We start from the raw sequence: 22,935 nt of genomic DNA on the forward strand, positions 1-22,935 counted from the left end.
GCCGTCGCCGCGGCGCACTTGCAGGGCGATCTTCCTGCAGGCAAGCGTACGGCACTCATCACGCCTGCTGGCGGCGACGGATCGGGATTATGTTGCCAGTCTACAATTCCGCCCACTTCATGCACTCAAGATTGCAGGCTGACGCCGTTTCCCCACATGCAACGACGCCTTTTGAATGCCCTGTTGGTTACCCTCCTGGTGAGCGTCGGCGTGCCCGGCGGTTCGACGCAAGCGCTGGCCCAGTCGAGGCCAAAGGCGCAATCTGGCGAGGGCCGCCCATATGAAATTGCCGATAGCGAAGTATGGGACGTGCCCGATCCCGTGTCGGGCCGCGGCTATCAGGTTTATGTCGCGTTGCCGCCGTCCTATGCGAAACAGCCGCAACGGCGCTACCCGGTGCTTTATGTGACCGACGCCGACTACGCCTTCCCGATCATCCGGCAGCTGGCGCGCCGCCTGAACGTGGAGGGACCGCAAATCGAGGAGTTCATTCTTGTCGGCCTGTCATATGGCAAGGGGGAAGATGGCGGAGTCAGCCGCCAGCGCGACTACACGCCGACACCGAACGGCCCAAGCACGGCACCGGCCAACGCGGTCCATGGCCAGGCGCGCGCCTATCAAGCGTATCTGCGCGATCAGGTGAAGCCTTACATCACCGCCCGCTACCGGACCGACCCGGCCAGAACCCTCTTTCTTGGCCACTCCTATGGGGCGCTGCTGGGGACACAGATCCTGTTCACCGAGCCCGGCATGTTCAACGGCTATGTCCTCGGCAGCCCGTCCCTCTGGTACGACAAACGGCATGCCTTGAAACTCGAAGCGCGCTATGCCCAGCAGCATCGGGACCTGACGGCGAATGTCTATCTTTATGTCGGCGCCTACGAAGCCCTGCGCAAAGGCGACCGTCGCTACAACCAGACGGTGGACATGGTCGCCGACAACCGTGCGCTGGAGGCGGCGCTGCAAAGCCGGCAGTATCCAGGCTTGAAACTGAAGTCGGTGGTACTGAATGACGAGGACCATCTCACCGTGGCGCCGCGCGGCTTTATGCAGGCCCTGAAATATCTGCTGCCGGTGCGCTGAAGCAATACAGAAAGTCCTTCGCCTTCCGCGCCATGTGGCATCGCGGCCTTGTCCGCCGTGATGGGGTGGCGTTGGACAACCTCAGACCTATGACGCCTCTCAAAGGGACGATCGGAGCTTCACGAATACGAGCTCGGGGTCGCCGTCGTCCAGATTCTCGATTTGGCCGCTTCTGATAAAGCCAAGCCGGCCAAGCAATTGGCGCATCGCGATGTTTGACCTGTTTGTCGACGTGAAGAGTTTTCCTCCCTGGCATTGCAGTTCCAGGGTCCGCATAATGGCTGTCGCGACGCCACGGCGTCGAGCCGAACGCTTGACGACGATCAGCGGAATGAAATCATGTCCGAAGAACGAGCGGTCAAGCACCCCATAACCGACCAGCGCCGAAGCATCCTCCGCTGCCGTCGCGGCCCAGCATTGGCCAGCAGCCACCGCCTGGGCGATAAATGTCCTCCTGCCCGGTTCCTGCCTGGCGATCGGATCCAGTTCAACAATCGAATCGATGTCTACGCTCTGGGCGATTCGGACCTGCGTTTGGAAAGACATGATCGCTGCGCATCGGGATTGGGGGATTCTTAGTCTACCTGCCCCGCATCCAGCAGGTGCCTGATCTGCCACCGTGGCGAATAGGCGATGCCGAGCCCGGCGCTGACGGCGGAATAGACCGCCATCGTGGTAGTTTGGAATGGACCACGGACCCCGACGTTGCGCCGCTTGCGATCTATCTCAAAGGCCCACTGCCCGGGCCTTGCGACCGGCCTATTCTGGGAACGCACGGACCTTTGCCCGCCGGCATTACCCCTGAACTGGTGTCCTGCCACTAGTTAATCCAGTGAATCCAAACCGCAGTTTGCGATATTCGGCGGACCGAATCATCTTTGCCATGTCACGATTAATGAAACGGTATTGGCATTAACGCGATCGAATACGATTCCCATCAACGAACTAATGCAAAGGATGCGCACCAACAAGGAATCAGGGTTTATACGAACAGATTATGCGCTGGACATCACTATCCCATCAGCGGGATATTTGGCAGAATTTAATACCGGCCGCTTTTCTACGCGAAAACTCATGCGCAAACCTGAATTCGCCTTGCACGATGTGCGCTGTGCGTTTCTGAAAAAATGGCGCGCTTTTGTTTTGGTCCTGTTGATCGTGCTTACCGCTGCCTTCTCGTGTATTTTGTATTTCCACGAGTCGCAACGCGGAGAGCTCGCAGCGCTGGCTCTGGGAGGAACCTTAATTGGAATGCTGTTCGTTGGCTTTTTTGTTTGCAGGCGTTGACTGATTTTGTCGCGCCACGTCGCACCGTGCGACGCACTCCCAAATCCGTATTGGATAATCAGCAGGCCATATCCAATATATACAAGCTAAAAATACGAAAACGCCCTGGTTTTACGCCAGGGCGTTGCTTCAGGACGGCAAGTCACCGTCCTCGCAAATACCCGTCCCGCGTCTGCGGCAGCTTCATCCCCAGCACGGCGGAGGCGACCTGAGTCCGCAGGATCTGCGCCGTGCCACCGGCGATCGTGAACATGCGTGCGTCGCGCACGTGGCGCTCCATCGGCAGGTCGCGCCCATAGCCTGACGAACCGTGCAGCTGCAAGGCGTCGTTGGTCACGCGCTGCGCCGTTTCCGCCGCGTATATCTTTGCCTGCGCGGCCAGCGACAAGTCCGGAAAGCCGAAAGTCCGCGGCGTGCCGCTGCGCGCGGCCGCATGAAGCATGTGGCGCGCGGCGTTCAACTGGATGGCCATGTCGGCAACCATCCACTGCAAGCCCTGGAACTCCGCTATCGGCCGGCCGAACTGCTGGCGCTGCTTGACGTATTCCACGGCTTCTTCAAAGGCGCCCTGCGCAATGCCCAGCGCCACGGTGCCCGCGCCCACGCGCTGGGCGTTGTAGGCCTGCATCAGCCCGGCAAAGCCGCGTTTCAGGCCCTCGGGTGGCGCCACCAGCATGGACTTGTGCACCTTGAGGTCGCGGAACTTGATGTACGTCTCGGGTATGCCCCGCACGCCCATGGCGTAGGAACGCTTGGCGATCTCCAGGCCATCGTCCGCGGCGTCGGGCGCGCGCACGTGGATGAAGGCGCCTATGCCCAGATCCACGCCCTCGTCGAACACGCGCGCGAAGATCAGGTGCAGGCGCGACACCCCGCCTCCGGTGATCCAGTATTTCTCGCCGTTGATGAGGTAGTCGTCGCCCACACGCACGGCGCGTGTGCCCATTTCGCTGGCGGCGCTGCCGGCCTGGGGCTCCGAGATGCAGATGGCGGGCTTGTCGCCCGCCAGCACGCACCCGGCGGCCAGCGTCTTCTGCTCATGGCTGCCGTATTGCATGATGGCGCCGATTGCGCCCATATTGGCTTCCACCGTGATGCGTCCCATGGTGGCGCAAGCCTTGGCCATTTCCTCCACGACCAGGACGGTATCGAGATAGCTCAGCCCCTGTCCGCCGTACTCGCGCGGAATCGTCATGCCCATGAAGCCGCTTTCGCGCAGCAGGCGGACATTGTCCCAGGGATACTGTTCGGATTGGTCGGTGGCCGCGGCCGTCGGTTTGAATACGGTCTGCGCCAGTTCGCGCGCGCGCTGCTGCAGCGCCGATTGTTCTTGAGAAAGCTCAGTCATGGTTCATCCTTGCTACGTGCAAAACTCCGGCCGGGCCGCCAGGCCCGCCGGCATCAACCCACCTTGATATCCGCGCGCCGCGCCACCTCGGCCCAGCGCTCGACTTCGCTGCGCGTCAGGGCGGCGAGCTCCTGCGGCGTGCCGCCGCCCGCGTCGGCGCCCAACGCAATCCAGCGCTGAACGAAAGCCGGATCGGCGAACGCCTCGTTGACCGCCGCATTGAGCACGCGCACCACGTCCGCGGGCGTGGACGGCGGCGCATAGATGCCATACCAGCTGGTCGCGTCGTAATTGGCCGCGCCGCTCTCCGCCGCCGTGGGCACGTCGGGCAGGCTGGGCGAACGCACCTTGGACGTCACCGCGATCGCGCGCACGCTGCCGGCCCTGATGTGCTGGATGGCCGAAGGCATGGTCTCGAACATCATGTGCACGTTCCCGGCAATGATGTCCACGATCGCCGGCGCCGAGCCGCGGTAAGGCACGTGCATCATCTGGGTGCCGGTGACGTTCTTGAAGTATTCGGCCATCAGGTGCTGCATGGTGCCCGCGCCCGGCGTGGCATAGCTGTACTTGTCCGGATTGGCCTTCAGCAGCGCTACCAGCTCCTGCACATTCTGCGCGGGCAGATCCTTGTTGACGATCAGCGCATGGTTGACGCGTCCCAGAAAACCCACCGCCGTCATCTCGCGGATGTCGTATCCCAGCTTCGGATACACCGACTGGGCGATCGCGTGATGCACCGCCCCGAACAGGATCGCGTAGCCGTCGGGACGGGCCTTGGCCACGGCGTCGGCGCCCAGCGTGCCACCGGCGCCGCCGCGGTTTTCCACGATCACCGACTGGGCCAGGCTGGCGCGCATCGGCTCGGCCAACTGCCGCGACAGGATGTCCACGGTTCCACCCGGCGCATAGGGCGCGACCAGCCTGATGCTCTGCGACGGATACTTGCCTTGCGCAAATGCGCGGCTCAATGGCGTCAATGCGGCCAGCGCCAGCAACTGTCTCCTATCCATGCCTCTCTCCTCTTGTGTCCGCCTTCGTCGAAGCGGTGTTGTCTAAGATGTGTGACGTCAGTCCGGCGGACCGCCCGCCGTCCAATCGTCCAGGATCTGCCGCGCATGCTCGTTCAGGCGGGGCGGCGGATTGCGATAGGAGACCGGCGTGGCGGACAGCTTCAGCGGATTTGCCAACAGGTTCAGTTCGCCGCCTTGCGCCCATGCGCAGGGCATGCGCAACTGCGCGCCGCGAGCCTGTACGTGCGGGTCGTTGAATACGTCGCGCAGGTCGTTGACCGGACCGCAAGGCACGCCCACGGCTTCCAGCTGTTCCAGCCAAACCTGCCTGGGGCGCCGGGCCAGCGCTTCCTGTACCCGCTGGCAGAGTTCGACGCGGTGGGCGACGCGGGCCGCATTGGAGGCATAGCGCTCGTCGTCCGCCAGCCCGGCCACGCCGGCAACCTCGCAGAAGCGCCGGAACTGCGCATCGTTGCCCACGGCAAGAATCATGGGACCGTCCGCCGCGTCGAATACCTGGTAGGGCACGATGTTGGGGTGGCCGTTGCCCAGGCGGACGGGCGGCTCCTGCCTGGCGAGATAGTTCGTCCCGGCGTTCACCAGCCAGGCAATCTGGCTGTCCAGCAGCGAGATGTCGATGTGCTGGCCCTGGCCGGTCAGGTCGCGGTGGCGCAGCGCCGCCAGGATGCCGACGGCGGCATACATCCCGGTCATGACGTCGGCGATGCCCACGCCCACCTTCATGGGCGCGCCTTGCGGCTCGCCGGTAAGGCTCATGATCCCGCCCATGCCCTGGATCAGGAAGTCGTAGCCCGCGCGCTTGGCGTATGGCCCCGTCTGCCCGAAGCCGGTGATGGAGCAATAGACCAGGCGCGGATACCGGTGCTTGAGCTGTTCATAGTCCAGCCCGTGCTTGGCCAGGCCGCCGACCTTGTAGTTCTCGACCAGCACGTCGGCGTGGTCCAGCAGTTGATGCAGCGTTTCCCGGCCCGCCGTCGTGGCGATGTCGATCGCGATGGACCGCTTGTTGCGGTTGGCGCTCAGGTAGTAGGCGCTTTCCGCGGTCGCGTGGCCGTCCTGGTCGTTGATGTAAGGCGGCCCCCATTTGCGGGTGTCATCGCCCTCGTCCGGCTTTTCCACCTTGACCACGTCCGCGCCCAGGTCGCCCAACAGCTGCGTCGCGCTGGGACCCGCCAGGATGCGCGAGAGGTCCAGGACACGCACGCCCTTGAGCGCGGAAGCTTCCACTGACTGCATACGCCTTCTCCATCAGAGTCGATCGATGCAGTCTAAAATTCGCAATCCTCACCTTCAATTGAGTTTTTTTTCAATATGAAGGACGGCTTGCCGCCCGGTCCGGACGGGCGACGCGCGGCGCTACTTGACCGGAAATTTCAGCTTGGGCGCGGCGTCCCTGACCATGGCCCAGAAGGCATGCGCGGCAGGCGACAGCTTGCGTTCATTGAGGCAGGCCAACCCGATCCTGCGCTTGGAAGCGGGGCTGATCTTCCGGTAGACCAGCCCGTCGTAGGCCTGCGGCAGCACCAGCGACGCCAGCACGGAGATGCCCTGCCCGCGCCGGACGAATTCCAGGATGGACATGATCTGCGAAAGATCGTGCGCGATATGCGGCTTGGCGCCGGCGCGCTCGAACATGCGCGTAATGACAGGCTGCGAACCGGCGCGCGTCATGATCAGGGGATAGTCGATCAGCTCCTTCACCGCGATCGTCTTGCGCCCGGCCAGCGGATGGCCGGCAGGAAGCACCACCATCAGCTCGTCGGTAACGAGCGGCAGCGTGTCGAAATCCGGTTTGGGTAAGGCCACCACGCCGATCTCGATACGCCGTTCGACCAGCGCGCGCTCCAGTTCCGGGTCCGGCTTCTCGGTAACGAACACATCGACGCCCGGATACCGGGCTTTGAACATCTCCAGCAGCTGCGGCAGGATGTTCAGTGAGGAACTCGCCCCCAGCGAACCCAGATTCAGCAGACCCGAACGCAAGCCCGCGCTGGCGTTCGCCGTCGCCCGCACGATCTGCAGGGAGGCGAACACGTCCCTGACGTGCGGCAGGATCTGCTGCCCGGCATAGGTAAGATGCACGCCCGATGCGTTGCGGTCGAGCAAGGGCGCTCCCAGCGTGGCCTCCAGCGTGCGCAGGGCGTGGCTGGTGGCCGAGGGCGTCATCCCCAGCCGCGCGCCCGCGCCCGCGATGCTGTCGGCGGAGGCCAGCGCCAGCAGCAGTTCCAGTTGCCTGAGGGAGAGGGATTTCGCGGCCTGATCCGGCATGGTCATGTCTCCTTGCTGCTAACCGGCCAGCGCCTGCGCCAGCCCCAACGCCCGCGCCAGGAACGCCGACGTGTCATCCTTGCGGTAGCTGACGATCACCGGCGACACGAAGGTATCGGCATCGATCGCCACGTGCGCCACATCCTGCCGCTGCAAGCGCTGCACCGACGCCGGCACCACCGTCACGCCCAGCCCCGCCGCCACCAGGCCGATGGCGGTCTGAAGTTCGTTGGCTTCCTGCACCACCTGCGGCGCATGTCCCGCTGCACGGAACAGGCCTAACACATGGTCGGAGAAGTTCGGCCGCGGGCGCGCCGGATACAGCACGAAAGGTTCGCGCGCCAGGCGTTCGACGGACACGCGCCGCAGCCGCGCGATCGGATGGCCCAGCGGCACCGCGGCCATCAGCGCTTCGGTCATCAGCACCCGCCGCTCGATGGCGGGATCGTCGAACAGGATGCGGCCTATGCCCAGGTCGATGCGGCCGGCCTTGAGCGCTTCCAGCTGCGGCAAGGTGGTCATTTCCGTGAGACCCACCTCGACCTGCGGGTCGGCGTTGCGCAGCTGCCGGATCAGCTCGGGCACGAAGCCGTACAGGGATGACGGCACAAAGCCTATGCCGAACCAGCGCCGCTGGGTCTGCCCCAGCCGGCGCGTGCCTTCCAGCACCTCTTCCAGGCGCGCGGTCAGCAGGCGCGATTGCTCCAGCAGGAAGCGGCCCGCTTCCGTCAGACGCAGCGCCCGCGTGGTGCGTTCGAACAGCTGCACACCGAGTTCTTCCTCGAACAGGCGGATCTGGCGGCTGAGGGGCGGTTGGGCCATGTGCAGCCGGGCGGCCGCGCGGGTGAAGCTGCCTTCCTCCGCCACGGCCTGGAAATAACGCAGTTGCCTCAGTTGCATGGCATGGCTCCATACATACCATAAAGGTATCAATCGGAACCCATATAGTCTTGGACTCGCAGGGAAAACGCAAGCCATACTGAACCGTCGCGCAAGCCTGCACTTTGAAAGTATGAATCCCGGGAGTTACCTGCCCGGGATCCTTGGGCCAAAGGCGCGCGGCAACACAATAATTCCAGCATTACGGAGACCATCATGCGCTTGCGCCCTGTATTCAAACGAATCGCCCTGGCCTGTGCCGGCCTGGCGCTGCTGGGCGGCGCGTCCGCAACGCTGGCCCAGACGTACCCGGACCACCCGGTCAAATGGATCGTTCCCTTCCCGCCCGGCGGCGCGATGGACAGCATCGCCCGCACCCTGGGCGAATCCATGGGCAAGCAGCTCAACACCACCTTCATCGTGGAGAACCGCGCCGGCGCGGGCGGCAATATCGGCGCGGCCAGCGTGGCCCGCGCCAAGCCCGACGGCTACACCATCCTGATCGTCGCCAACGGCATGGCCGTCAACCCGGCCCTGTACAAGGACCTGAACTACGACCCGATCAAGGATTTCGCCCCGATCTCGCTGCTGGCCGTGGTGCCGAACGTGCTGGTCACCAATCCCGCGCGCACCGGCGCCACCAGCGTGCAGGACGTCATTGCCAAGGCAAAGGCGCAGCCCAACCACTACACCTACGCCTCGGCCGGCGTGGGCACCTCCATCCATCTGGCGGGCGAACTGTTCCTGTCCATGGCCCAGGTGGATATGCTGCACGTGCCCTACAAAGGCAGCGGCCCCGCCGTCGCCGACCTGCTGGGCGGACAGGTGGACTACATGTTCGACAGCATCACCTCCGCCAAGCCGCACATCGAAGCCGGCAAGCTGCGGGCGCTGGCAGTGACCACCAGCAAGCGCTCGGCCGCCCTGCCCGACGTGCCCACCGTCGCGGAAAGCGGCCTGCCCGGCTACGAATTGATGCCCTGGTTCGCGGCCTTCGCCCCCGCCGGCACGCCGCCCGAGGTGGTTGCGAAACTGAACGCCGCGATGCGCGCATCGCTGAACGACGCCAAGGTGCGCGCCACGCTGGACTCCATCGGCGCCGAGCCCATCGGCGGCACGCCGGATGAACTGCGCGACCACCTGGCGCGCGAGACCGCGCAATGGAAGACGCTGGTGAAGGAACGCAACATCAAGATCAATTGAGGCCAGCGCGGCTGCGGCACGCTGGAGCTGGACGTCTAGGCGGGTTCCTGCAAGGCCGACGCATCCAGCAGATGATCGACGATGGCGAGTATCTGCTCGGCGGCTTCGCCGATATGCCGCTCCAGCGCGGCTTCGGCGTCTTCGGCCCGGCCCTGCCGGGCGAGCGCGATCAGTTCGCTGTGCTCGTCGTGGGCCTGCTGGCGGATCGGCGCGTTGACGATCTGGAAGCGGAAATAGCGTTCGGATTTTTCGTGCAGCGCGCGCACCATGGCCAGCGCGGCGGGCCGTTGCGCCGAACGGTACAGCAGTTCGTGCAGCTGCCAGTTCAGGCGCCCCCATTGCTCGGGCTCGGCCGTGTCCATCTGCGCCACCACCTGGCTCGCCAGCTCCAGGTCCTGGGGCTCGCGCTGCTGCACGGCCACGCGTAGCAGCCATGGCTCCAGCCGCAGCCGGATGTCGAAGAACTCCTGCACCTCGGCGCGCGACAGCATGGAGACGTAGGCGCCGCGATGCGGAATCATGTCGATCAGCCCTTCGGCGCTGAGCTGGCGGATAGCCTCGCGCACAGGCAGCCGGCTCACCCCCAGTTCCTCGGCGAACAATTCCTGGCGCAGCGCCGAGCCAGGAGGAAGCGCGCCGGACAGGATGCGGTCGCGCAATTCGTCGACCACCAGTTCGACGGCGGTCTTGCGCACCAGGCGGCCGGGGCTGGCGGCCTGGGAACGGGACGGGTTGGAAGCGGAAAGCGGCGAATTCTGTGACATGAAACCTGCCTGGTTGCACCGTGCGGCGGGAGCGGCACGGGAGGGACTACGCGGAACCCGCGCCGCCATGCCCAGGAAAACCCCGAGAGACAGCCGATAGCCACAGCCCTTTTAATGTGAGTATATTGGATCCATGATCCAGTTCAAACCGCCGCCCGCCAGGGCGACGGACCGAGGCCCGAGCCTCGTTTTTTTAAGCCCCATATTTTTGGATCCAATATCCAATAACCATCATCCAGCCGGATTGCTTCGGCTGGACCACGCATCAGGAGCCGCAGCATGAGCATTCAATGGCAAGGCGTATTCCCCGCCGTCACCACCAAGCTGAAACCCGATTTTTCGCTGGACCTGGAGGCCATCCGCCTGGGACTGGAACGCCTGATCGAGAACGGCGTGGGCGGCGTCGTGATGATGGGCATGGTGGGCGAAAACGCCCAGCTCTCGCCCGAAGAGAAGCTGCAGGTGCTGCGCACCGCCGTGGACACCGTGCGCGGCCGGGTGCCGGTGATTTCTGGCGTGGCGGAAACCGGCACCGCCCGCGCCGCCGCCTTCGCGCAGGAAGCCGCGCGCATTGGCGTGAACGGCCTGATGGTGTTTCCCGGCCTGACCTACAAGTCCGACGGCCGCGAGACCGTGGCCTTCTATCGCGAAGTGGCGCGCGCCAGCGCCCTGCCCATCCTGCTCTACAACAACCCGCGCGGCTACGGCGTGGACCTGACGCCGGACCTGGTGGCCGAGCTGCTGGAAGAGCCGACCATCGTCGCCATCAAGGAGGAGTCCTACGACACCACCCGCGTCACCGACCTGATCACGCGCTTCGGCGACCGCCTTGCCGTGGTCTGCGGCGTGGACGACCTGATCCTGGAAAGCGCCGCGCTGGGCGTGACGGCCTGGGTATCCGGCATGGCCAACGCCGTGCCCAAGGCTTCGGTGGACCTGCTGAAGCTGGCCGTCGAAGGCGATTTCGTGCGGGCCCGCAAGCTCTATGCCGCGTTGACGCCGCTGTTCCACCTGGACACCGTGGTCAAGCTGGTGCAGCACATCAAGCTGGCCGAACACCTGATCACCGGCAGCGCCGAAACCGTCAAGCCGCCGCGCCTGGACCTGGCCGGGGCCGAACGCGAACGCACCATCGCCATCACCAAACAGACGCTCGCGGATCTTTCCGCCCTGGGCTACTGATACCGGAGCCGCCACCATGCGCCCCTACCGCCTGTCCGCGCTGGCCCTCAGCGCCCTGTCCGCAGTTTCCGTCCTGTCCGCCGCGCATGCCGCGGACTACCCCGCCCGCTCGATGGAACTGGTGGTCGCCTACCAGCCCGGCGGCGGCAGCGACAACACCGCGCGCGCCATCGCCGAGGCGGTGCGCCCGCCCCTGCTGGCGCAGCCCACGGTGGTGATCAACAAGCCGGGCGCCAGCGGCTCCATCGGCTGGGCCTACGTGGCCAACGCGCAGCCCGACGGCTACAAGCTGGTGTTGATGACGCCCGAAATGCTGGTGGTGCCCCTGATGGGCATAGGCAAGACCACGGTGGGCGACTTCCAGCCCATCGCCCGCTTCACCGACGATCCCTCATCGGTCACGGTGCGCGCCGACGCGCCCTGGAAGACGGTGGAGGAATTCCTGGCGGACGCCAGGAAGAATCCCGAACGCGTCGCCGTGTCCAATGCCGGCATCGGCACGGTGCCGCACATGGCGGCGGCGGCGCTGGGCGAACAGGCCGGCGTGAAGTTCGTGCACGTGCCTTACCAGGGGTCGGCCCCGGCCATCATGGGCCTCCTGGCGGGCGATGTGCAAGCCACCACGGTCGCCTACGCCGAACTGCAGCAGCACGTCGAGACCGGCAAGCTGCGCACCCTGGCGGTCATGGCGCCCAAGCGCCTGGACAACCTGCCCTCTGTCCCGACCATGAAGGAGAAAGGCGCGGACCTGCAGTTCAGCGTCTGGCGCGGCATCGGCCTGCCCAAGGCCACGCCCGCCGACGCGGTCGAGAAATGGCGGGCCGCGGCCCGCCAGGTGGCGCAATCGCAGGACTTCCAGGCCTTGATGCGCAAGCAGAACCTGACGCCCTCCTACGCCGACCTGCCGCAATTCACGGCCGACGTGGCGCGCCAGGAAGAGGCGTTCAAGGCCTTGGTGCCCAAGCTCAATCTGAAGCCCTGAACGCGTAGCCCTGAACGGCGGCGGGCGCGCCACGCCCGCTCGCCCGATCCGCCTATTCGACCGTCGCGCCCGACTTCTTCACCACTTCCGCCCAACGCGGGATTTCCGTCGCCATCAGGTCCCGCAGTTGCTCGGGCGTGCTGCCGACCAGTTCCATCCCCATGGTCTTGCCCAGCTTCTCCTGCACGTCCGGCTCTTTCAGGATCGCTGCGATTTCCTGGGCCAGCTTGTCGAGAATGGGTTTGGGTGTGCCCTTGGGCGCGTATACCGCCTGCCAGGACGCCATCTGGAAGCCCGGCACGCCGGCCTCCTGCATGGTCGGCACCTCGGGCGCCAGCGCGATGCGGTCCTTGGTGGTCACGGCCAGGAGCTTGAGCTTGCCGGTCTGCAGCAGGGGCAAGGCCGCCGTCATCTGGTCGAACATGAAGGTCACCGCGCCGGAGGACACGTCCACCATGGCGGGCGGCGTGCCCTTGTACGGCACGTGCGTGAGCGGCACGCCTATCATGCTGGAAAACAGTTCGCCGGCCAGATGCGTGGAGGTGCCCGCGCCCGAGGACGCGAAGGTGCGCTTGGACGGGTCGCGCTTCAACAGCGCGATCAGGTCGGCCACCGAATTCACGCCCAGGTTGGGGTCCACCAGCAGCACATTAGGCAGGTAGGCAATCAGCGAAACCGGCTCGAAGTCCTTGACCGGGTCGTACTTCAGGTTCTTGTACAGGCTGGCGTTGATGGCGTGCGTGCTGATGGTGCCGCCGAACAGGGTGTAGCCGTCGGGCGGGGCCTTGGCCACATAGGTCGCGCCGATGCCGCCCGCGGCGCCGGGCTTGTTCTCGACGATGACGTTCTGGTGCAGGCGGTCGCCCAGCTTCTGCGCCAGCACCCGGCCCACCACGTCGGTCGAACCGCCCACGGTGAATGGCACCACATAGGAAATCGGCTTCTGCGCGGGCCAGTCGGCGGCCTGCGCGGGCGCCGCCAGCGTACCCAGCATGGCGGCGGCCAGCAGCGCGGCCAGCGCGCCGCGTCGTTGCGTGTTCATGGTTGTCTCCTGCCTCTTGTTTGGCTTATGGGGTTGCCGGCTGCGCCGGCGGCAAGGCTCAGCGGCCCTGTTGCTTGCGCCATGCGGCGAACTTGTCCTTGGTGCCGGGGTCCGTGGGCGGATACAGCCCCAGGATGGACGCGCCCTGCTGCACCTCGCTGGTCACGAAGTCCTCGAAGGCCGTCATCTCCACGGCTTCGACGGCGATCTCGTCGGCCAGGCTGGCGGGTATCACCACCACGCCCTCGCGGTCGCCCACGACGATATCGCCCGGCCACACCGCCACATCGCCGCAGCCGATGGGCGCATTGATGTCCAAGGCCTGGTGCAGGGTCAGGTTGGTGGGCGCCGAAGGCCGCTGGTGATAGGCGGCAAAGCCCAACTCGGCAATCTCGGGCGAATCGCGGAAGCCGCCGTCCGTGACCACCCCAGCCACGCCGCGCTTCATCAGCCGCGTCACCAGGATGGAGCCGGCGGAAGCCGCGCGCGCGTCCTTGCGGCTGTCCATGACCAGCACCGCGCCTTCCGGGCAGGTCTCGACCGCAACGCGCTGCGGATGGGCGCGGTCCTCGAACACCTTGATGGTATTCAGGTCCTCGCGCGCGGGGATGTAGCGCAGCGTAAACGCCGGGCCGACCATATTGGGCAGCGTGGCGTTCAGCGGACGCACGTCCTGGATGAACTGGTTGCGCAGGCCGCGCTTGAACAAGGCCGTGCACAGGGTGGCGGTGCTGACGCCGGCCAGGCGGGCGCGGGTTTCAGGATTCATTTGGGACACGATGGCTCCGGGGGGGCTGAAGGCAATGGGGTGGGCGCGGATGGCGCGCTAGAAGATCTCGGGTTCGGGTACGGGTGCGCCGAAAGCGGTTTCCAGGAAATCGAAATCGCAGCCGTCGTTGGCTTGGAGGATGTGCTTCGAGTACATCCAGCCGTAGCCGCGCTCGTAGCGCCTGGGCGGCGGCGTCCAGGCGGCGCGGCGCGCGGCCAGCTCGTCGTCGCTGACGTTCAGGTGGATGCTGCGCGCGGGCACGTCCACGGTGATCAGGTCGCCCGTTTTTACCAGGGCCAGCGGGCCGCCGATATAGCTTTCCGGCGCCACGTGCAGGATGCAGGCGCCGTAGCTGGTGCCGCTCATGCGCGCGTCGGACAGGCGCAGCATGTCGCGCACGCCCTGCTTCACCAGCTTGGTCGGGATGGGCAGCATGCCCCACTCCGGCATGCCGGGACCGCCCTGCGGTCCGGCATTGCGCAGGATCATGATGTGGTCGGCGGTGACGTCCAGGTTCTCGTCGTCCACCGTGGCCTTCATGCTGGGGTAATCGTCGAACACCAGGGCCGGGCCGGTATGCCGCAGGTACTGCGGCGCGCATGCGCTGGGCTTGATGACGCAGCCGTCCGGCGCGATATTGCCGCGCAGCACTGCCAGCGCGCCTTCGTCGTAGATGGCCTGGTCCAGCGGGCGGATCACGTCGTCGTTGTAGACTTCGGCGCCGGCGATGTTCTCGCCCAGCGTCTTGCCGGTGACGGTCATGGCGGACGGATCCAGATGGTCTTGCAGCCGCGACATCAGCGCCGGCAGCCCGCCCGCGTAGAAGAAGTCTTCCATCAGATAGGTGTCGCCGCTGGGCCGGATGTTGGCGATCACCGGCACCTTGCGGCTGGCGGCGTCGAAATCGTCCAGTCCCACGGCGCAGCCGGCGCGGCGCGACATGGCGACCAGGTGCACGATGGCGTTGGTTGAGCAGCCCATGGCCATGGCCACGTTGATGGCGTTCTTGAAGGACGCCAGGCTCAGGATGCGCTGCGGCGTCAGGTCTTCCCAGACCATCTCCACCACGCGCCGGCCGCATTCGGCCGACATGCGCATGTGGTTGACGTCCGCCGCCGGGATCGAGGATGCGCCCGGCAGCGTCATGCCTATGGCTTCGGCGATGGCGGTCATGGTACTGGCGGTGCCCATGGTCATGCAGGTGCCGTAGCTGCGGGCGATGCCGCCCTCGACCTCGGTCCATTGCTCCTGCGTGATCTTGCCGGCGCGGCGCTCGTCCCAGAGCTTCCAGGCATCCGACCCGGATCCCAGGATCTTGCCCTTCCAGTTGCCGCGCAACATGGGGCCGGCGGGCACATAGACACAGGGCAGCCCGGCGCTGACCGCGCCCATGATGAGACCCGGCGTGGTCTTGTCGCAGCCGCCCATGAGCACGGCGCCGTCGACCGGATGGCTGCGCAGCAGCTCCTCGGTCTCCATGGCCAGGAAATTGCGGTACAGCATGGTGGTCGGCTTGACGAAGGACTCCGACACCGAGATCGCGGGCAGTTCCACCGGAAAGCCGCCCGCCTGGAACACGCCGCGCTTGACGTCCTCGACGCGCTGCTTGAAGTGGCTGTGGCAGGGATTCAGGTCCGACCAGGTGTTGATGATGGCGATGACTGGGCGGCCCGCCCAGTCGTCGGGGCCATAGCCCATCTGCATCATGCGGGAGCGGTGGCCGAAGGAACGCAGGTCGTCCTTGGCCATCCAGGCGGCGCTGCGCAGGCTTTCGTAGGAGCGTTTCATAGGGGCGAGGCGGAGTTTCATAGTGGCGACCGGGCCATTTAAACACTAATACATTAGTGCGTCAGCCTGGTAAAAACCCGCTAAACTCCGTTACTCTTCAGGCCCAACTCCGCACGCGACCCGATGCAAAGCACCAAGCTCAGACTGGACCGTTCGCGCCACGCCGCGCCCCAGGTCTTTGAACATCTACGCGAACAGATCGTGTCCCTGGAACTGGCCCCGGGTACTCCCCTGTCGCGCATCACGCTGGCGGAAACCTACGGCCTGAGCCAGACCCCGATCCGCGACGCGCTGATGCGGCTGGCCGAAGAAGCGCTGGTCGAGATCTATCCGCAGCACACCACGGTGGTCAGCCGCATCGACGTGGACGCCGCGCGCGAAGCGCATTTCCTGCGCCGCTCGCTGGAACTCGAAATCGTGCAGATGCTGGCGCAGCGCCCGGATCCCCAGCTCTTCCAGCGCCTGCAGGCCAGCATCGACCTGCAGCGCGCCAGCCACGCCAGCAGCCAGTTCCAGCGTTTCATCGACGCCGACCAGGCCTTCCACCGCGACATGCACGAAGCCGCCGGCGTGACCCGGCTGTGGGAACTCGCGCAACGCTACAGCGGCCACCTGGACCGCTTGCGCCGCTTGCACCTGCCCGAGGCCGGCAAGGCCGAACGCATCCTGGACGACCACCAGCGCCTGCTGGACGCCATCGTCGCGCAGGACCCGCAGCGCGCCCAGCAGGTGCTGCGGGAACACCTTTCGGGCACCCTCAGCCAAGTGGCCGAGATCTGCAAGCGCTATCCGGAATATGTGCTGACGGCGTAGGCCCCGCCGCCCCTCGGACGTATTCGCCCCGCGCATGCGCGCCCTGCCCGGTATGATCGGGGACACGCCGCGGCCACAAGCCTGGCGCCGGCGCCCCGCGCCACCACCGGAAAACACCAATGACCGCAAGGCACGCATTCCTGATCGCCCTGGCCGTGACCGCCTGGACCCACCCCGCGCAGGCCGCCCCGCCCGGCGCCTGCGAAACCGTCACGGTACGCGAAGGCGACCCAGTCCCCGCCGACGCCTGCGCCGTGAACATCGTGCCGCGTGACCCTGGACCCGGCGGCATGGTGTCCGCCGAACCGGACTGGCTGCCGCTCGACCCGCAAGCCATGCCAGGCGTGTTCTACGACAGCGCGTCGGTCAAGGTCGTATCGGAGCGCCCCGCCGTCAGGGCAGTGAACGTGGCCTGGTTCTATGCCCAGCCCAAGATTTCCGCCGCCAACGGGCAGCCCTACCGCTCCGTGACCCAACCGGTCACCATGAATTGCACCGCCGGCACTTATACCGTCAGCCAGGTCGTGCACCATGCGGGCGAGAACGCCACCGGCCCCGTCGTCGAATCCCTGCCCCCGCCCGGCATCCGCAATGCGCCCATCACGCAAGACCCTGTGCAGCGCAAGCTGCGCGAGATCGTCTGCCCGGCCAACGGCAAGGGGCCGCGCAAGTAGCAGCAGCCGGCCGTCGCTGCCGCGCCGCGCGCCTATCCCGCCGCTTCGGCCGCCAGCCGCGCCTGGCGTTTGGCCAGTTCGGTCTTCAACTGCACCAGGCTGGGCGTAACGATGGGCAGGAAGGCCGCTTCCCGCCAACGCCGGGCAAAGCCTGAGCCGGCCTGCCGCAGATAGGCCCCGCCGCCGCTGGCCTGCAATTCCAGCTGCACCGCCTGCTGGGCCGCTTCGGCCAAGGCGATGCGGATTTCGAACAGCCGCCAGGGCTGCGCCACGAAGCTTCCGCTACGCACGCCTTCGAGCAAGCCCGCGGTCAATGCATCCAGTTGCGCGCCCAGCGCTTGCAGCGGCTGGCCCAGGATGCCGCGCGAGGCCTGGCCCTGCCCGGCCTCCAGCGCGGCGCGCAAGGCGCCCCGCGCCAAGCCGATGGACAGGCCGCACTGCATGCCGGCGAAGGCCGGCCGGGCCTGGGGCAGGTATTGGCGCGCGTCGGAATGGATCAGCCATTCGGGGCCGATGCGCACATCGCGCAGCGCCAGCGCGGCGGTATTGGTCGACTGCAACGCCAGCAAAGGCAGGTCCGCGCTGCGCTCCAGCCCCGCAATGTCGTGCGGCAGCGCCACCACCGCCGGCGTGCCATCAGGCGCGGCGACCGCGGCCGCCACCAGGAAGCCTTGCGGCCGCAGGTTCGTGACCCAAGGCATCTGTCCGTCCAGCGCCCACGCGTCGCCCGCCTCGCGCGCGGCGATCTGCAGCGATTCGATGCCGCTGAGGAACTTCATGGCGTTCGACAGCGCGGTCGCGCCGGCCTGCCCGCCCTGGAGCAATGACCCCAGCCAGGCATCCGCCAGACCGGCGTTCGGACTGCGCAACAGGTACTCGATGAAAACGCGCTGGCTCCAGGCCACGAAGGCGCCGGCGACGGACAGTTCCGCCAACTGCGCAATGGTTTCGATGGCATCGCCGATATCCGTGCCCGGCAAGCCGCCTTGCGCCACGGGCACGCCATGGCGCAACACGTCGGCGGCGGCCAGCCGCGGCAACAACTCCGCCGCGTCCAGGCTGCCGTCGTCCAAGGCGTCGGCGTGTTGCCGCAGCCAGGCTTTCAGGTCTGCCGGCAGCGCGGCGTGGACGGGCGTAAGGGCCATGGGAGTCTCCAGCGGGTCGTCATGGGATGCGCCGGCGCGGGCGGCCCGGCGCAATCTCGCATGATGCCCTCAAACTGCGACGCCCGGACGACCGTATCAGCCACCCGTCCTGGCCTGGCTGGATCAGGCCAGGCCCAGCAGCAAATCGGCCAGCAAGGCCGGATGCGTGATGTGGGCTTCGTGCGGCGCGGCAATGTCGACCCAGTTCCAACCCGCTTGGGACTTCACCAGCTTGCGCGAATCGTCCAGCACCGGCAGTTCGGGCTGGGTGCAATGGATGTAGGTACGGGCCACGCCGTTGCCGATGGGGTGCTTCAGGTTCAGCGGCGTGGTGTAGCTGGCCAGCGGATGCGCGGTCAGGCGGCGCTTGACCCAGTCATGGTCGGCGCTGCCCGGCGTGAATCCCCAGGCTGCAGGCAGCGGATCGGGAATCGGCACAGCCAATCCATCGGTGGCCTTCGAGGCGGCCGCAATGCGCGCGTCGGCATCCGCCTTCGGATACACGGAGAACGCATTCTGGCCGCTTTGCAGCACGATGGCGTCGAAGTACACCAGATGCGCAAGCCGCTGCGGTATCCGGTCGGCCACGCCCGTGATGGGAATGCCGCCGAAGCTGTGGCCCACCAGGATCACATCCTTCAGTTCCTGCGTCTCGATGACCTGGACCAGATCCTCGACGAAGGTGTCGATGGTGATGCTCTTGCTCAACAGGTGGGCGCGGTCGCCCATGCCCGTGTAGCTGGGCGCGTACACGCGGTGGCCTGCGGCCAACAGACGGTCCGCCACCGGGCGCCAGCACCAGCCGCCATGCCAGGAGCCGTGGGCCAGGACGTAGTTGCGGGCCTTTGCGGTCGGGGCAGCCGGAGCTGCCGCCCCGGCCGCTCCCGCAGCTGCCAGCGCGGGCAGGCCCGCGGCCAGCTTCAACAAGGTTCTGCGGGGAAGCATCGTCATGGCTTAAACCTGTGCCAGCGCCTGGTCCAGATCCGCCAGCAGGTCGTCGATGTGCTCGATGCCGATCGACAGGCGCACGGTTTCCTCGCGCACGCCGGCCTTCTGCAGCTCTTCGGGATTGAGCTGGCGGTGCGTGGTCGACGCAGGGTGCGTGGCCAGCGACTTGGAGTCGCCGATATTGACCAGGCGGGTGAACAGCTGCAGCGCGTCCTGGAAGCGCGCGCCGGCCTCGCGGCCGCCCTTCACGCCGAAGGTGAAGAGCCCAGGCGCCTTGCCGCCCAGGTACTTCTGCGCCAGCGCGTGGTCGGGATGGTCCGGCAGGCCTGCGTAGTTGACCCACTCGACCTTCGGATGTTCGCGCAGGTAGTTGGCGATCTTGACGGTGTTCTCGACGATGCGGTCCACGCGCAGCGCCAGGGTCTCGATGCCTTGCAGGATCTGGAACGAGTTGAAGGGCGAGATCGCCGCGCCGGTATTGCGCAGCGGCACCACGCGGGCGCGGCCGATGTAGGCGGCCGGACCGAAGGCTTCGGTGTAGACCACGCCGTGGTAGCTGACGTCAGGCGTATTCAAGCGCTTGAAACGCTCTTTGTGTTCCGCCCACGGGAACTTGCCGGAATCGATGATGGCGCCGCCCAGGCTGGTGCCGTGGCCGCCCAGGTACTTGGTCAACGACTGCACCACGATGTCGGCGCCGTGCTCGATGGGACGCAGCAGGTACGGCGACGGCACGGTGTTGTCGACGATCAGCGGCAGGCCATGGCGATGCGCCAGCTCGGCCAGCGCAGCGATGTCCGTGATATTGCCCAGCGGATTGCCCACGGATTCCGCGAAGATGGCCTTGGTGCGGTCATCGATCTGGGCCTCGAAGGCGGCCAGGTCGGAAGGATTGGCGAAACGCGTGGTGATGCCGTACTGCGGCAGCGTATGCGCGAACAGGTTGTAGGTGCCGCCGTACAGCGTGCTGGACGAGACGATGTTGTCGCCCGCTTCGGCGATGGTCAGGATGGCGTAGGTCACCGCGGCCTGGCCCGAGGCCAGCGCCAGCGCGGCGATGCCGCCCTCCAGGGCCGCCACGCGCTGCTCCAGCACGTCGGTGGTCGGGTTCATGATGCGGGTGTAGATGTTGCCCGGCACCTTGAGGTCGAACAGGTCGGCGCCATGCTGCGTGTCGTCGAACGCGTAGGCCACGGTCTGGTAGATGGGTACGGCCACGGCGCGCGTGGTCGGATCGGGGCGGTAGCCGCCATGCACGGCCACGGTTTCAAGCCGCCACTGGGGCTTCTTCGCTTCGGTCATCAGTATCTCCTGAAGGGTTGCTTATCAATGATTCTTCTCAGACGGGAAGCGTCCGCGCCGCGCGCAGGATGCGTTCCACGTCCGCATGATTGTTATAGGCGCCGACGGACAAGCGCACGTAACCATACTCCACTATGCTGGCCACGACCCCGGATTGTGTCAGATGCGCCAGCGCGGCGGCGGGATCCGGCACGCGCAGCGCCGTCGTCGTGCTGCGGAATTCGGGACCGGCCGGCGACACCACCTGCAGGCCCAGTCCGCGCAGGCCGGTGCCCAGCGCTTCCGAAAGTTCCAGCACCCAGGGCTCGATACGCTCGGGCCGCGCGCCTTCGATCAGGTCCAGCGCGGCAGCCCAGCCCGCGATGCCCGGATAGTTCAGGTTGCCCGATTCGAGCCTGCGGGCGTCGGCGCCATCGGCGATGCCCACCTGCCATTGCAGTCCGGACTTGTCCAGCGTATTGACGCCGGAAGGCCCGATGTACAACGGATCCAGGGCGTCCAGCAGCCTGGGCGACACATGCAGCAGGCCCACGCCCAGCGGTCCGAGCATGCCCTTGTGCGCGCCGCAGGCAAAGGCATCCACGCCCCATTCATCCACGTCGGCGCGCAACAGCCCCGCGCCCTGAATCCCGTCGACGACCAGCCAGATGCCGCGTTCGGCGCAACGCCGGCCCAACTCGGCAATATCGGTGCGCAGGCCGGTGCCGTATTGCACCCAGGACACCGCGATCAGCCGCGTGCGCGCATCCACGTGCTGCCAAAGGTCGTCCACCGTATAGCGATGCGAATTCGCCTGCGCCACCCGCACCTGCACGCCGCGGCGCCGCAGATTCAGCCAGGGCAAGGCATTGGTGGGATGCTCCTGATCGTCCACCACCAGGTTGTCGCCTTCCTGCCAGGCCAGCCCTTGCGCAACGATGTTCAGCCCTTCGGTCGTGTTCTTGGTGTAGGCCAGACGCTTGGCGTCGCCGCCGATCAGGCGCGCCAGCCGCAAGCGCAACGCATCCGCGTCCCGCAGCCACCGAGGCTTGTCGCTGCGCGCATAGGTGATGCCTTCGAAGAAGGCGGCGACCGCCTCGGCCACCCTGGGCGCCAGCGGGCTGGTATAGGCAATGTTGGCGTAGGCCTGGTCTTGCGTGATGGGAAACAACTGCCTGAATTCGTCCTGCCAGCTCATGCGCCGCCGCTCCGTCATTTCAACTTGGTATGCAGGGATTCTAGGTATATGACGCGCATTTGAGTAAGGCTTAGTTTTTATATCCATATGACCATATAGTCGCTCGCGCCTAGCCATCGCGCCCATAGAATTCCTGCCTTTCCGGACGGCATCGAATAAAGGAATGGCATGCGTTTGACTCAACAATTGAAAATCGCGGGCATGGCCGCCATGCTGGCGCTGGCCGGTGCGGCTCATGCAGGCACAGTCGATACCATCAAGAAACGCGGCGAGCTGGTCTGCGGCGTGAGCCAGGGGTCCGCAGGCTTGTCCATTGCCGACAAGCAAGGCCGTTGGACCGGCCTGGACGCGGACCTCTGCCGCGCGCTGGCCGCGGCCGTGCTCGGCGATCCGGAGAAGACGCGCTTCGTACCGCTGAGTTCGCAGCAGCGTTTTCCCGCGCTGCAATCGGGCGAGATCGACGTGCTGAACCGCAACACCACCATTACCTCCAGCCGCGACGCCGGCCTGGGCATCGCCTCCGCCGGCATCGTTTTCTATGACGGCCAGGGCTTTCTGGTGCCGCGCAAGCTGGGCGTCAAGAGCGCGACGGAACTCGAAGGCGCGCAGGTCTGCGTGCAGCCTGGCACGGTCAACGAGCAAAACCTGGTCGACTACTTCAAGAAGCACAAGCTGAGCTATCGTCCGGTCGTCATCGAGAATCTGGTCGAACTCGAGCAAGCCTTCTACGCCGGGCGCTGCGACGTCTACCTGTCGGATGCGTCCACCCTGGCCGCCAGCCGCGCGGCCCGCGCCAGCCAGCCCGACGACTTCGTCATCCTGCCCGAACGCATCAACAAGTCGCCGCTGGGCCCCTTCGTGCGGCAGGACGACGCCAACTGGGCGGCCATCGTGCGCTGGACCATCAATGCGCTGGTGGCGGCCGAGGAACTCGGCATCACCGCCCAGAACGCCGACAGCCAGGCGCAAAGCAACGACGCCCAGGTGCGCCGCCTGCTGGGCGTGGACCCCGGCATAGGCAAGAGCTTCGGCCTGGACGAAAGCTGGGCCCGCAACGCCATCAAGGCCGTGGGCAACTATGGCGAAGTCTGGAACCGCAATCTGGGCGCCGCGACGCCGCTGAAGCTGGAGCGCGGGCTGAACGCGCAATGGAACCAGGGCGGGCTGCTGTACTCGCCGCCGTTCCAATGATCCTGGCCGCTTGAGCGCCACGGGCGGGCCTTGAGCCCGCCTTTCTTGCATTTGCC

Annotated in this window: 22 protein-coding genes and 1 pseudogene; 8 read left to right on the plus strand and 15 right to left on the minus strand. The window is 66.2% G+C overall.

Going from position 1 to position 22,935, the window contains the following annotated elements; genetic code table 11:
• The first annotated feature begins 156 nt into the window (after positions 1-156).
• Entirely contained in the window at positions 157-1,083 is a 927-nt protein-coding gene (locus IAG39_RS16995) for an alpha/beta hydrolase (protein WP_118931962.1), read from the plus strand.
• Between the two features lie 99 nt (positions 1,084-1,182).
• Here the strand turns inward: IAG39_RS16995 and IAG39_RS17000 are convergent, their stop codons facing one another.
• Positions 1,183-1,629 (minus strand): GNAT family N-acetyltransferase, encoded by a 447-nt coding sequence (locus IAG39_RS17000; protein ID WP_118931961.1) that lies wholly within the window; start codon positions 1,627-1,629, stop codon positions 1,183-1,185.
• Between the two features lie 32 nt (positions 1,630-1,661).
• A pseudogene (locus IAG39_RS31600) lies at positions 1,662-1,829 on the minus strand (LysR family transcriptional regulator); the annotation flags it as partial.
• Between the two features lie 211 nt (positions 1,830-2,040).
• On the opposite strand from IAG39_RS31600, the gene IAG39_RS17005 reads away from it, so the two are divergent.
• Positions 2,041-2,370, plus strand: coding sequence for a hypothetical protein (locus IAG39_RS17005; protein WP_124260346.1), 330 nt, complete (start codon positions 2,041-2,043; stop codon positions 2,368-2,370).
• Between the two features lie 142 nt (positions 2,371-2,512).
• On the opposite strand, the gene acdA is transcribed toward IAG39_RS17005, so the two are convergent.
• The 5 genes from acdA to IAG39_RS17030 all read right to left on the minus strand — a co-directional run bounded on the left by acdA (position 2,513) and on the right by IAG39_RS17030 (position 7,920).
• Positions 2,513-3,718 carry a 3-sulfinopropanoyl-CoA desulfinase gene (gene acdA / locus IAG39_RS17010; RefSeq protein ID WP_118931960.1) on the minus strand — a complete coding sequence of 402 codons (1,206 nt, stop codon included), beginning with the start codon at positions 3,716-3,718 and terminating at the stop codon, positions 2,513-2,515.
• Between the two features lie 53 nt (positions 3,719-3,771).
• On the minus strand, positions 3,772-4,731 hold the full coding sequence (locus IAG39_RS17015) for a Bug family tripartite tricarboxylate transporter substrate binding protein (RefSeq protein ID WP_118931959.1): 960 nt from the start codon (positions 4,729-4,731) through the stop codon (positions 3,772-3,774).
• Positions 4,732-4,788: 57 nt separating this feature from the next.
• Complete coding sequence (locus IAG39_RS17020) at positions 4,789-5,988, minus strand: CaiB/BaiF CoA transferase family protein (protein WP_118931958.1); 1,200 nt, start codon at positions 5,986-5,988, stop codon at positions 4,789-4,791.
• A gap of 120 nt (positions 5,989-6,108) precedes the next feature.
• A complete protein-coding gene (locus IAG39_RS17025) occupies positions 6,109-7,020 on the minus strand; it encodes a LysR family transcriptional regulator (protein ID WP_118932023.1) in 912 nt (303 codons plus the stop codon).
• A gap of 18 nt (positions 7,021-7,038) precedes the next feature.
• On the minus strand, positions 7,039-7,920 hold the full coding sequence (locus IAG39_RS17030; protein ID WP_059379704.1) for a LysR family transcriptional regulator: 882 nt from the start codon (positions 7,918-7,920) through the stop codon (positions 7,039-7,041).
• A 195-nt stretch (positions 7,921-8,115) separates the two neighbouring features.
• Between IAG39_RS17030 and IAG39_RS17035 the strand changes: the two genes are divergently transcribed.
• The gene (locus IAG39_RS17035) at positions 8,116-9,102 is read left to right on the plus strand and encodes a tripartite tricarboxylate transporter substrate binding protein (RefSeq protein ID WP_059379703.1); all 987 of its coding nucleotides are present in this window, start codon (positions 8,116-8,118) and stop codon (positions 9,100-9,102) included.
• Between the two features lie 35 nt (positions 9,103-9,137).
• On the opposite strand, the gene IAG39_RS17040 is transcribed toward IAG39_RS17035, so the two are convergent.
• A complete protein-coding gene (locus IAG39_RS17040; RefSeq protein ID WP_191295140.1) occupies positions 9,138-9,866 on the minus strand; it encodes a GntR family transcriptional regulator in 729 nt (242 codons plus the stop codon).
• Positions 9,867-10,145: 279 nt separating this feature from the next.
• Here IAG39_RS17040 and IAG39_RS17045 point away from each other — a divergent pair, with 279 nt between their 5' ends.
• Both IAG39_RS17045 and IAG39_RS17050 read left to right on the plus strand, forming a co-directional pair.
• On the plus strand, positions 10,146-11,048 hold the full coding sequence (locus IAG39_RS17045) for a dihydrodipicolinate synthase family protein (RefSeq protein ID WP_059379702.1): 903 nt from the start codon (positions 10,146-10,148) through the stop codon (positions 11,046-11,048).
• A 16-nt stretch (positions 11,049-11,064) separates the two neighbouring features.
• Positions 11,065-12,030 (plus strand): tripartite tricarboxylate transporter substrate binding protein, encoded by a 966-nt coding sequence (locus IAG39_RS17050; protein ID WP_059379701.1) that lies wholly within the window; start codon positions 11,065-11,067, stop codon positions 12,028-12,030.
• A gap of 52 nt (positions 12,031-12,082) precedes the next feature.
• Here the strand turns inward: IAG39_RS17050 and IAG39_RS17055 are convergent, their stop codons facing one another.
• The 3 genes from IAG39_RS17055 to araD are packed head-to-tail and all read right to left on the minus strand — an operon-like array spanning position 12,083 to position 15,629.
• A complete protein-coding gene (locus IAG39_RS17055; protein ID WP_059379700.1) occupies positions 12,083-13,072 on the minus strand; it encodes a Bug family tripartite tricarboxylate transporter substrate binding protein in 990 nt (329 codons plus the stop codon).
• 58 nt (positions 13,073-13,130) lie between these two features.
• On the minus strand, positions 13,131-13,841 hold the full coding sequence (locus tag IAG39_RS17060) for a ribonuclease activity regulator RraA (protein WP_059379699.1): 711 nt from the start codon (positions 13,839-13,841) through the stop codon (positions 13,131-13,133).
• A gap of 57 nt (positions 13,842-13,898) precedes the next feature.
• The gene (gene araD / locus IAG39_RS17065) at positions 13,899-15,629 is read right to left on the minus strand and encodes an L-arabinonate dehydratase (protein ID WP_118931957.1); all 1,731 of its coding nucleotides are present in this window, start codon (positions 15,627-15,629) and stop codon (positions 13,899-13,901) included.
• Between the two features lie 123 nt (positions 15,630-15,752).
• On the opposite strand from araD, the gene IAG39_RS17070 reads away from it, so the two are divergent.
• The gene (locus tag IAG39_RS17070) at positions 15,753-16,442 is read left to right on the plus strand and encodes a GntR family transcriptional regulator (protein ID WP_059379697.1); all 690 of its coding nucleotides are present in this window, start codon (positions 15,753-15,755) and stop codon (positions 16,440-16,442) included.
• A 119-nt stretch (positions 16,443-16,561) separates the two neighbouring features.
• Positions 16,562-17,116 (plus strand): surface-adhesin E family protein, encoded by a 555-nt coding sequence (locus IAG39_RS17075; RefSeq protein WP_059379696.1) that lies wholly within the window; start codon positions 16,562-16,564, stop codon positions 17,114-17,116.
• Positions 17,117-17,148: 32 nt separating this feature from the next.
• Here the strand turns inward: IAG39_RS17075 and IAG39_RS17080 are convergent, their stop codons facing one another.
• The 4 genes from IAG39_RS17080 to IAG39_RS17095 form a co-directional block, all read right to left on the minus strand.
• Positions 17,149-18,261 (minus strand): acyl-CoA dehydrogenase family protein, encoded by a 1,113-nt coding sequence (locus IAG39_RS17080; protein ID WP_118931956.1) that lies wholly within the window; start codon positions 18,259-18,261, stop codon positions 17,149-17,151.
• Positions 18,262-18,384: 123 nt separating this feature from the next.
• A complete protein-coding gene (locus tag IAG39_RS17085) occupies positions 18,385-19,212 on the minus strand; it encodes an alpha/beta fold hydrolase (RefSeq protein WP_223283321.1) in 828 nt (275 codons plus the stop codon).
• Positions 19,213-19,215: 3 nt separating this feature from the next.
• Positions 19,216-20,511 (minus strand): O-acetylhomoserine aminocarboxypropyltransferase/cysteine synthase family protein, encoded by a 1,296-nt coding sequence (locus tag IAG39_RS17090; RefSeq protein ID WP_118931955.1) that lies wholly within the window; start codon positions 20,509-20,511, stop codon positions 19,216-19,218.
• 37 nt (positions 20,512-20,548) lie between these two features.
• Positions 20,549-21,688: an aminotransferase class V-fold PLP-dependent enzyme gene (locus tag IAG39_RS17095; RefSeq protein ID WP_118931954.1), complete on the minus strand. Its 1,140-nt coding sequence runs from the start codon at positions 21,686-21,688 to the stop codon at positions 20,549-20,551.
• Positions 21,689-21,856: 168 nt separating this feature from the next.
• Here IAG39_RS17095 and IAG39_RS17100 point away from each other — a divergent pair, with 168 nt between their 5' ends.
• Positions 21,857-22,879, plus strand: coding sequence for an amino acid ABC transporter substrate-binding protein (locus IAG39_RS17100; protein WP_118931953.1), 1,023 nt, complete (start codon positions 21,857-21,859; stop codon positions 22,877-22,879).
• Positions 22,880-22,935: the final 56 nt, after the last annotated feature.

It is taken from the genome of Achromobacter xylosoxidans (genome assembly GCF_014490035.1).
In the GTDB taxonomy this organism is placed as follows: Bacteria; Pseudomonadota; Gammaproteobacteria; order Burkholderiales; family Burkholderiaceae_B; genus Achromobacter; species Achromobacter bronchisepticus_A.

Excerpts from the sequence above, each read along its gene's own strand:
- IAG39_RS16995 (WP_118931962.1), top strand. The coding sequence starts at position 157 with ATGCAACGACGCCTTTTGAATGCCCTGTTGGTTACCCTCCTGGTGAGC.
- IAG39_RS17000 (WP_118931961.1), bottom strand. The coding sequence starts at position 1,629 with ATGTCTTTCCAAACGCAGGTCCGAATCGCCCAGAGCGTAGACATCGAT.
- IAG39_RS17005 (WP_124260346.1), top strand. The coding sequence starts at position 2,041 with ATGCGCACCAACAAGGAATCAGGGTTTATACGAACAGATTATGCGCTG.
- acdA (WP_118931960.1), bottom strand. The coding sequence starts at position 3,718 with ATGACTGAGCTTTCTCAAGAACAATCGGCGCTGCAGCAGCGCGCGCGC.
- IAG39_RS17015 (WP_118931959.1), bottom strand. The coding sequence starts at position 4,731 with ATGGATAGGAGACAGTTGCTGGCGCTGGCCGCATTGACGCCATTGAGC.
- IAG39_RS17020 (WP_118931958.1), bottom strand. The coding sequence starts at position 5,988 with ATGCAGTCAGTGGAAGCTTCCGCGCTCAAGGGCGTGCGTGTCCTGGAC.
- IAG39_RS17025 (WP_118932023.1), bottom strand. The coding sequence starts at position 7,020 with ATGCCGGATCAGGCCGCGAAATCCCTCTCCCTCAGGCAACTGGAACTG.
- IAG39_RS17030 (WP_059379704.1), bottom strand. The coding sequence starts at position 7,920 with ATGCAACTGAGGCAACTGCGTTATTTCCAGGCCGTGGCGGAGGAAGGC.
- IAG39_RS17035 (WP_059379703.1), top strand. The coding sequence starts at position 8,116 with ATGCGCTTGCGCCCTGTATTCAAACGAATCGCCCTGGCCTGTGCCGGC.
- IAG39_RS17040 (WP_191295140.1), bottom strand. The coding sequence starts at position 9,866 with ATGTCACAGAATTCGCCGCTTTCCGCTTCCAACCCGTCCCGTTCCCAG.
- IAG39_RS17045 (WP_059379702.1), top strand. The coding sequence starts at position 10,146 with ATGAGCATTCAATGGCAAGGCGTATTCCCCGCCGTCACCACCAAGCTG.
- IAG39_RS17050 (WP_059379701.1), top strand. The coding sequence starts at position 11,065 with ATGCGCCCCTACCGCCTGTCCGCGCTGGCCCTCAGCGCCCTGTCCGCA.
- IAG39_RS17055 (WP_059379700.1), bottom strand. The coding sequence starts at position 13,072 with ATGAACACGCAACGACGCGGCGCGCTGGCCGCGCTGCTGGCCGCCGCC.
- IAG39_RS17060 (WP_059379699.1), bottom strand. The coding sequence starts at position 13,841 with ATGAATCCTGAAACCCGCGCCCGCCTGGCCGGCGTCAGCACCGCCACC.
- araD (WP_118931957.1), bottom strand. The coding sequence starts at position 15,629 with ATGAAACGCTCCTACGAAAGCCTGCGCAGCGCCGCCTGGATGGCCAAG.
- IAG39_RS17070 (WP_059379697.1), top strand. The coding sequence starts at position 15,753 with ATGCAAAGCACCAAGCTCAGACTGGACCGTTCGCGCCACGCCGCGCCC.
- IAG39_RS17075 (WP_059379696.1), top strand. The coding sequence starts at position 16,562 with ATGACCGCAAGGCACGCATTCCTGATCGCCCTGGCCGTGACCGCCTGG.
- IAG39_RS17080 (WP_118931956.1), bottom strand. The coding sequence starts at position 18,261 with ATGGCCCTTACGCCCGTCCACGCCGCGCTGCCGGCAGACCTGAAAGCC.
- IAG39_RS17085 (WP_223283321.1), bottom strand. The coding sequence starts at position 19,212 with ATGACGATGCTTCCCCGCAGAACCTTGTTGAAGCTGGCCGCGGGCCTG.
- IAG39_RS17090 (WP_118931955.1), bottom strand. The coding sequence starts at position 20,511 with ATGACCGAAGCGAAGAAGCCCCAGTGGCGGCTTGAAACCGTGGCCGTG.
- IAG39_RS17095 (WP_118931954.1), bottom strand. The coding sequence starts at position 21,688 with ATGAGCTGGCAGGACGAATTCAGGCAGTTGTTTCCCATCACGCAAGAC.
- IAG39_RS17100 (WP_118931953.1), top strand. The coding sequence starts at position 21,857 with ATGCGTTTGACTCAACAATTGAAAATCGCGGGCATGGCCGCCATGCTG.